At 66.0% G+C, this 5,903-nt stretch carries 4 protein-coding genes and 1 pseudogene; 2 read left to right on the forward strand and 3 right to left on the reverse strand.

The features are described 5' to 3' along the window. Together NBV68_RS17025 and NBV68_RS17030 are read left to right on the forward strand one after the other, a co-directional pair. Positions 1-805: pseudogene (locus tag NBV68_RS17025) on the forward strand (hypothetical protein); the annotation flags it as partial. A 130-nt stretch (positions 806-935) separates the two neighbouring features. Next, on the forward strand, positions 936-3,665 hold the full coding sequence (locus tag NBV68_RS17030; protein ID WP_296312112.1) for a TonB-dependent receptor: 2,730 nt from the start codon (positions 936-938) through the stop codon (positions 3,663-3,665). A gap of 123 nt (positions 3,666-3,788) precedes the next feature. Here the strand turns inward: NBV68_RS17030 and NBV68_RS17035 are convergent, their stop codons facing one another. The 3 genes from NBV68_RS17035 to NBV68_RS17045 all read right to left on the reverse strand — a co-directional run. Then, the gene (locus NBV68_RS17035) at positions 3,789-4,463 is read right to left on the reverse strand and encodes a response regulator transcription factor (RefSeq protein WP_296312114.1); all 675 of its coding nucleotides are present in this window, start codon (positions 4,461-4,463) and stop codon (positions 3,789-3,791) included. A gap of 117 nt (positions 4,464-4,580) precedes the next feature. Beyond that, positions 4,581-5,321, reverse strand: coding sequence for an SDR family oxidoreductase (locus tag NBV68_RS17040; protein WP_296312116.1), 741 nt, complete (start codon positions 5,319-5,321; stop codon positions 4,581-4,583). A 1-nt stretch (position 5,322) separates the two neighbouring features. Next, positions 5,323-5,903: acyl-CoA dehydrogenase family protein (locus NBV68_RS17045; RefSeq protein WP_296312118.1), on the reverse strand; the 581-nt coding region annotated here is incomplete at its 5' end.

The raw sequence follows: 5,903 nt of genomic DNA on the forward strand, positions 1-5,903 counted from the left end.
GAACAACGAACTCCAGTCGCTGACCACCGGCGGCGCGGGTTCGGGCACGGTGATCGAGAACCTGCTCTCGTTCAACAGCTCGGATGACGGCGTCGAATTCTTCGGCGGCGGTTTCAACGCCCGCAACTTCGCGATCATTGGCGCTTCGGACGACTCGCTCGACGTCGACACCGGCGCGATCGTCAACCTCGACACCGTGATCGCGGTGCAGCGTTCGTCGACCGGCGACCGCGGGATCGAACTCGACTCGCCCAACGTGTCGGACCGTACCCCGTCGAACGCGATCCCGCAGACCCGCTTCCAGGTGAACAACTTCACCTTCGTGATGCGTGATGGCGCTCCGCAGGTCATCCAGGCCCGCGGCGGTGCGGCGCTCGGCCTCACCAACGGCGTGATCAATGCCGGCACCAACCACTGCTTCCAGATCGACGAAGCCCCGACGCTCGCGGCGCTCATCGGTGTCGACTCGGTGGTCGGCGATTGCCCGGCGGTCGATCCGATCCGTGGCGGTGGCGGCAACACCAACGCACAGGTCGCGACCGCGATCAACGGCGGCACCAACAACAACTTCGCCTTTGCGATCACGCTGACGAACAACGTCGTCAACGGCACGGGTGAAACCGGCCGCACCGCGTTCAACGCCAACACCCGTTCGGCCTTCTTCCCGACCCGTACCTACGTCGGGGCGATCCAGAACGCGGCAGCGCTGACCTCGATCTTCGGCAACTGGACCTGCAACTCGTCGATCCAGAACTTCAGCAGCGCCACCGGCTCCTGCACCTCGCTGCCGGTCTACCCGGCTTAAGCGGCGCAAATGATACGAGGGGGGCGAGGCCGCATCACGGTGCTTGGCTTCCCCCCCCTTGACGCATTCTGACGGGCTGCGGAGCAGCCTGTGACACAGATTCAGGCCAATTCTTGAGGGGGTCCTCACTATGTCGACCGGCGCGCGCCTGGCAGGGCTGCTGCTTCTCACCACTTCGCTGACCTTGCCGTCGGTGCTCCGTGCGCAGGAAGCGCCGCAAGAGGAGACCACCGCAGAGGAAACCGAGGATCCGCTCACCGACGCCGTCGATGGCGAGCCCCCGGAAGAAGAGCTCCAGGATACCGACATCTCGCTCCCGGGCGGCGATATCATCGTCACCGGCCGCCGTCAGCGCAACCCCGAGCGCACCTCGGGTCAGGTGCTGAGCGTGCTGTCCGAGGCGGATATCGCGCGCTCGGGTGAAGGCGACATCGCCGGCGCCCTCGCCCGCGTCAGCGGTCTGTCGCTGGTCGGCAACGGCCGCGTCTTCGTGCGCGGCCTCGGCGACCGCTATTCGCTCGCCCTGCTCAACGGCCTGCCCCTGCCGAGCCCCGAGCCCCTCAGCCGCGTGGTTCCGCTCGACATTTTCCCGACCAGCGTGATCTCTTCGAGCATCGTGCAGAAGACCTATTCCGCCAACTTCCCCGGCGAATTCGGCGGCGGTGTGATCAACCTCACCACCAAGGCGATCCCGACCGAGAGCTTCCTCACCCTCTCTCTTTCGGGCAGCGGCGATACGGAGACGACCTTTCAGAACGGCCTGACCTATTTCGGCAGCCGCTGGGACACCTTCGGCTTCGACAACGGCAACCGCGATTTCCCGACCGTGCTTCAGGACGCGATCGCCAGCGGCACCCGCGTCAATGACCTGTCGGCAGCGGATCAGCGCCAGCTTGCAGGGCAGATCATGCCCACCAACCTGGTGACGCTGCAGAAAAACGACCAGCTGCCGATGAATTTCAGCGCCAACCTGACCGGGGGCACCTCCTTCGAGATCGGTGACGGCAACTATCTGGGCGTCATCGCCACTGCCGGGATCACCAACACCTGGCGCAACCGCAACGTCACCAGCCAGCAGTTCGGTGACGCGCAGGCGGGGCAGATCCTGTTCGATTCGCAGAACTTTATCACCGACAACAAGGTGCTGGTGAACGCGCTGATCGGCTTCGGGCTCGATATCGGCGAACACACGATCCGCTGGACCAACCTTTATATCCGCGACACCCTGAAGACGGCGCGGCTTGCCACCGGCACCGACAGCTTCACCGATGTGGCGCGCCCGTTCGACTTCCAGACCCAGCAAACCGGCTGGTTCGAACGCCAGCTGATGGACACGCAGCTGGTCGCCGAACTCGATTTCGACACATTCGAAGTCGACCTTCGCGGCGGCTACGCCCGCACCGATCGTGAGGCACCCTATAACGCGATCGTGCCCTATATCCGCACCAACATCCCCAACGATCCGTTCGGCAGCCGCTTCGTGGTCGATGTCGGCGCGCTGATCGGCGGGACCGAGCGTATTCAGGTCGGCTTCGAGGACCTCACCGAGGAACTCTGGTTCGGCGGCGCGGACGTGACCTTCAATGTTACCGACACGCTGTCACTGACGACCGGCTACGCCTATTCGGACACGAGCCGGCGGTCGCTGTCGTTCATCGTCCGGCCGCTGATCGCGTCCACGGCTGACCGTACCAGCATCCTGCGCGCGCTGGGCCTGCGCCAGCCGGGGCAGATCATCAACGGCGCGACACTTGCGACCGATGCGAATGGTAACGGCTTCTTCACCGTCACCGCCTCCGACCCGACCCCCTTCCCGGTCTTCGATGCCGCACTGACGGTGCATGCCGGATATGGCCTGGCGCGTTACCGTCCGACCGACAGGCTGAGCCTCGAGGCGGGCGTCCGCTTCGAGGACGGTCTGCAGGTCGCCGCGCCCGATCCGACCTTCGGCGGCGGCAACATCGCCAACCCGACGCGGATCGCCAACGACTACTTCCTGCCCTCGGGCACGGTCACCTGGGAGCCGATCGACGATCTGCAGCTGCGCTTCGCCGCCTCGCAGACCATCGCCCGACCGCAGTTCCGCGAGCTGGTCGAGCAGACCTATTTCGATCCGGAATCGAACCGCCGTTTCCGCGGTAACCCCTTCCTGGTCGACAGCGAGCTGATCAACGTGGAAGCGCGCGCCGAATATTATCTCGGCGGCCCGCGCCGGGTGAGCCTTGCGGGCTTCTTCAAGAAGATCGACAACCCGATCGAAAACTTCCTGATCACCGCGCCCGGCATCATCGAGACGAGCTACGCCAACGCGCCCTCGGCCGAGCTCTACGGCGCCGAACTCGATGTCGCCTACGGCATCGATCTGGCAGACTGGGGCGGGTTCTTCGAGACCAAGCAGTTCCTGATCCTCGCCAACTACACCTACACCCAGTCGAGCATTGCGGTGGGTGCGACCGACCTTGCGCCGATCCCCGGGGCGACCGGCCAGCTCGCCAGCCAGCTGTTCGACGACGGCGCGCCGCTGGTCGGCCAGTCGGACCACGTCGCCAACCTCTCGCTCGGTATCGAGGATGACGACAAGGTTCAGCAGTTAACCGTGCTGTTCAACTACGCGAGCGAGCGCGTGACGCTGCGCGGCGGGGCGCTGCCCGACGTCGTCGAGGATCCCGGCCTCACCGTCGACCTCGTGGGCCGGACGGAAGTCAAGCTGGGCGGCCTTCCGCTCGAGCTGAGCTTCGAGGTGCGCAACATCTTTGGACGCGACAACTTCGAGTTCCAGGAGATCAACGGCAACCGCGCCGAGATCAACACCTACGATGTCGGCACCAGCTTCTCGCTCGGGGTGAAGGCGGAGTTCTGACCGTCTGATCCGTATTCGACACAACAAAAAGGCCGCCCCAAACAGGGCGGCCTTTTTCGTTGGTCGCCAAGTGGCAGCGCGTGACCGGGTGCAACAGCGCCAGCAGGCCCCCGCCCGCCCCGCTCAGCTCAGATCGAAGACATAGCCCAGCGAGCGGACCGTGCGCAGCGGATTGCCGCCGCCTGCCGCCTTGATCGCGCGGCGCAGGCGGCCGATCCACACGTCGACGGTGCGCTCGTCGATCGGGGGTTCGCGCTTGCCGAGGCCGTTGATCAGATCCTCGCGGGTCAGCACCCGGTTGGGGTTCTCGGCGAGGAAGCGCAGCAGCCGGAACTCGTTGGGGCGCAGAACGATCGGTTGCTCGTTCCAGCGCGCCTGCAAGGCTGCCATGTCGATCGTCAGCGCGCCCAGCTCGAAGCGCCGCGTTGGCTGGCGCTCCACCCCGCGCGATTGCAGCGCGAGCACCCGGTCGAGCACCGCGGTGCGGGTTAGCGGCCCGATCACGTAGTCGTCCGCCCCGGCCCGCAGCGCGCGGCGGCGGTCCTCGGGATCGTCCTCCTCGAGCACCATGGTGACATGGGCATCGGCGGTGCGGGCATCGGCGCGCAGGCGGCGGCACATCTCGAGCCCCGCCAACTCGGGCATCACCCAGTCGACAAAGGCCCACATCGGTCCCTCGACCAGCCGCCGCGGGCCTTCGGCCCCCAGCCTGTCGAAGGTGAAGCGGCGCTGGTCATGGACGAAATCCTCGAGGCTCTCGCCCAGTTCGCTCGTCAGGAAGATATTGACGACATCCATGTTTCTGACAGCCCCGGTTTTCGGCGGGATTGGCGCAAGGGTGTGACGCGTTTGTGACTGGTTTTCAGTTGTAAGTAACCGCCCCGGGGAAAGATTGACAGCCTGTCCCGAACCCGGTCAGGCCAGTGTCAGTCCCCCGTCGACCACCAGCGTCTGCCCTGTGATGTAGGCCGAGAGCGGCGAGGCGAGGAACAGCGCGGCGCCGGCCGTATCCTCGGGCGTGCCCATGCGGCGCAAGGGGATGCGTTTGATGCTGGCCTCGAGGCGCTCGGGGTGATCGGTGGTCACGGAGGTGAGCTTGGTCGGCACCAATCCCGGGGCGATGCCGTTGACCCTGATGCCGTCGCGCGCCCAGGCCTCACCCAGCGTCTTGGTGAGGCTCGCCGCACCCGCCTTCGATGCCGCATAGGCGGGCGTGCCGATGGTCGATTTGAACGCGGCGACGCTGGAGACGATGATGATCGCGCCCTTGGCCTCGGCCAGCTGAGGGTGGAAGGCGCGCGCGGCGTCCATCACCGAGTTGAGGTTGATATCGACCACCGCGTCCCAGCCCTCGCGGGTAAACTCCTGCCGCCCGTAACGCACCGTGCCCTGGCAAAGCACCAGCACGTCGAGCGGGCCGAAGCTGGCCGCCAGCCGCCCCGCCGCCTCGCGGTCGGTCAGGTCGAGCTGGCGGTATTCGAGGCCGGTGAAGTCGCTGTCCTCGGCCTCGAGATAGTCGCCGAAGTCGGGCCGCGTTCCGGTGACGGTCACGTTCGCGCCCCGCTGGCGGAACCCGTGCGCGATGCCGTTCCCGATCCCGCTCGACCCGCCGATGACGAGGACGCGCTTGGCGGTGAAGTCGAGCGGTTCGGCCATGTCAGATGCTCCGTGAGATCACTTCCTTCATGATCTCGTTGGTGCCCCCGAAAATCCGCGTCACGCGCGCGTCGCGCCACAGGCGGGCGATGGCGTATTCGTTCATGTAGCCCGCCCCGCCGTGGAGTTGCAGCGCAGTGTCGCAGCATTCCCACTGGAGGTCGGTGTGCCACAGCTTGGCGGCGCTCGCCTCGTCGGTGGTTAGCTCGCCCGCGAGGTGCTTGCGGATCGCCCAGTCGAGATGTGCCCAGCCCACCTGCAGCTTGGCTTTGAGGTCGGCGAGGGTGAACTTGGTGTTCTGGAATTCGAACACGGTCTTGCCGAAGGCCTTGCGGTCCTTGGTGAACTTCACCGCCTCGTCGAACGCCCGCTGCGCCGCGGCTTGCGCGCCGACCGCGATGCCGAGGCGTTCCTGCGGCAGTTCCTCCATCAGGTGCACAAACCCCATGCCCTCGGCGCCGAGGATGTTGGTCATCGGCACGCGGCAATCGTTGAAGAACAGCTCGGAAGTGTCGGCGGCGTGCTGCCCGATCTTGTCGAGATTGCGCCCGCGCTCGAACCCGGGGGTGTCGGCGTCGACCA

The organism is Erythrobacter sp. (assembly GCF_023653175.1).
Lineage (GTDB): Bacteria > Pseudomonadota > Alphaproteobacteria > Sphingomonadales > Sphingomonadaceae > Erythrobacter.

Coding starts and splice junctions, on each gene's coding strand:
- NBV68_RS17030 (WP_296312112.1), top strand. CDS start 936: ATGTCGACCGGCGCGCGCCTGGCAGGGCTGCTGCTTCTCACCACTTCG.
- NBV68_RS17040 (WP_296312116.1), bottom strand. CDS start 5,321: ATGGCCGAACCGCTCGACTTCACCGCCAAGCGCGTCCTCGTCATCGGC.
- NBV68_RS17035 (WP_296312114.1), bottom strand. CDS start 4,463: ATGGATGTCGTCAATATCTTCCTGACGAGCGAACTGGGCGAGAGCCTC.